General features: G+C 69.9%; 2 protein-coding genes. One reads left to right on the top strand and one right to left on the bottom strand.

What is annotated here, in order from left to right; genetic code table 11:
• Positions 1-99 precede the first annotated feature (99 nt).
• Complete coding sequence (locus ACWDU1_RS31735) at positions 100-1,503, bottom strand: NAD(P)H-quinone dehydrogenase (protein ID WP_450004108.1); 1,404 nt, start codon at positions 1,501-1,503, stop codon at positions 100-102.
• A gap of 198 nt (positions 1,504-1,701) precedes the next feature.
• Here ACWDU1_RS31735 and ACWDU1_RS31730 point away from each other — a divergent pair, with 198 nt between their 5' ends.
• Entirely contained in the window at positions 1,702-2,181 is a 480-nt protein-coding gene (locus ACWDU1_RS31730; protein ID WP_450004107.1) for a gamma-glutamylcyclotransferase, read from the top strand.
• Positions 2,182-2,275 lie beyond the last annotated feature (94 nt).

The following is a 2,275-nucleotide window of genomic DNA, read 5'->3' as shown; positions in this document are numbered from 1 at the left end:
TCCGGCCTCGAAGCAAAGCGGCGCAGCCGCAAGTCTCGAGGCCGGAAACACGGGACCAAGGGGCCCGCAACCCGTGGCGCCGAAGGCGCCACCAATATCTCAGCCCAGGTCGTCGTGGCGCATCAGCTGGCGGGCCGCTTCCATCACCGAGCCGGTGAGGGACGGGTACACCGAGAAGGTCTGGGCCAGATCGTTGACCGTGAGGTTGTTCTGGACCGCCAGCGCGATGGGCAGGATCAGTTCCGAGGCGATGGGCGCGACCACCACGCCACCGATCACCACACCGGTGGCGGGGCGGCAGAAGATCTTCACGAAACCGCGGCGCAGGCCCGACATCTTGGCGCGGGGGTTGGTGTTCAGGGGGAGCATCACCGTGCGGGCGGGTACTTCCCCGTTGTCTATGGCGGTCTGGCTCACACCGACCGTGGCGATCTCGGGGCGGGTGAAGACCGCGGAGGCCACCGTTTTGAGGCGGATCGGGCTCACACCTTCACCGAGTGCGTGGTACATGGCGATCCGGCCCTGCATGGCCGCCACCGATGCCAGCGGCAGCAGGCCGGTGCAGTCGCCGGCCGCGTAGACGCCCGGGACCGCTGTCCGCGATACCCGGTCGACGCGGAGATAGCCGCCGCGGTCGAGTTCGATTCCGGCCTGTTCCAGGCCGAGGCCGCCGGTGTTCGGGGTGGAACCGACCGTCATCAGGGCGTGGGAGCCGGTGACGGTGCGGCCGTCGGACAGGGTCACGACCACGCCGTCGGCGGTGCGTTCCACCTTGTCCGCGCGCGCGTGCTTCACCAGTTCCACACCGCGCTCGGCGAACGCGTCCTCGAGGACCAGCGCCGCGTCGGCGTCCTCACCCGGCAGCACCCGGTCACGGCTGGAGACCAGGATCACCCGCACACCCATCTCCGTATAGGCGGAGACGAACTCGGCGCCGGTGACACCCGAACCCACCACCACCAGGGTTTCCGGCAGATCGGCGAGATCGTAGAGCTGGCGCCAGTTCAGGATGCGTTCGCCGTCCGGTTCGGCGCCGGGCAGCACCCGGGGCGAGGCGCCGGTCGCGATCAGCACGACCTCGGCCTCCACGGTCTCCTCGGTGCCGTCCGGGAAGGCGACCGCGACCTGGTGCGTGGCACGCCCCGATCCCGGGCCGGCCAACCGGCCCCGGCCCGGCAGCACTCGCACGCCCGCGGCCTGCAATTTGGACCGGATATCCGACGACTGCGCCAGGGCCAGCGCCTTCACCCGTTCGTGGACCTCCGGCAGCCGGACCTCCGCCTGTTCCGGATCCAGCGTGATCCCGAGGTTGCGGGCACGCCGCAGGTCGGTCCGCACGCCCGTCGACGCGATGAACGTCTTGGACGGCACACAGTCCCAGAGCACACACGCGCCGCCGATACCGTCGGAATCGATCAGCACCACCTGGGCGCCGTGCTGGGCCGCGACCAGGGCCGCCTCATAGCCCGCGGGTCCGCCACCGATGATCGCAATGCGGGTCATACATACCCCTTGTTCCTAATCACCCGCGCCAGGCGCGCGGCAGCTCGCGGCCCTCACTCGCCGCGTCAAGCCTAGTGCGTGCCGGGTTCGCGCCCGCGCCCGGCCGCGACCGCGCGTCGAGCCGCTCGAAGCACATCCCGGAGCGCGAATTACGACGCCCCGTACCGGTGCGCGGCGCCACACAACTAAGCTGCCGGTGTGCCGATCTACGCTGCCTACGGGTCCAATATGGATTCGACCCAGATGCTCGAGCGCTGTCCGCACTCCCCCATGTCCGGGACGGGCTGGCTGGAGGGCTGGCGCCTCACGTTCAGCGGGGACGATATCGGCTGGGAAGGCCCGCTCGCGACGGTCGTCGAGGAACCCGGCTCCCGGGTCTTCGTGGTGCTCTACGACGTCTCCCCCGAGGACGAGCAGCGGCTCGACCGTTGGGAGGGCTCGGATTTCGGAATCCACCGCAAGATCCGCCTCCGCGTCACCCCCAGCCCCGGCAGCGGAACCGACCCGATCCTGGCCTGGCTCTACGTACTGGACGCCTACGAAGGCGGCCTGCCCTCGGCCCGCTACCTCGGCGTCATGGCCGACGCCGCCGAAAAAGCCGGGGCCCCGGAGGAATACGTGCACGCCCTCCGCACCCGCAACAGCCGCAACGTGGGACCTGGTAACAACTTCAGTTGAGTTGGAGCGGCTCCGCCGCTCGAGGGTGGGGCCCTATTGACCCCGGGTCTTCACTCCCGGCGGTCGGTCGCTGCGCTCCCTCCCTCTGGTCGCT

This window comes from Nocardia sp. NPDC003345, from assembly GCF_053589395.1.
Note: the sequence above shows the minus strand (reverse complement) of the source record. Positions and strands in the feature narration are given on the sequence as shown.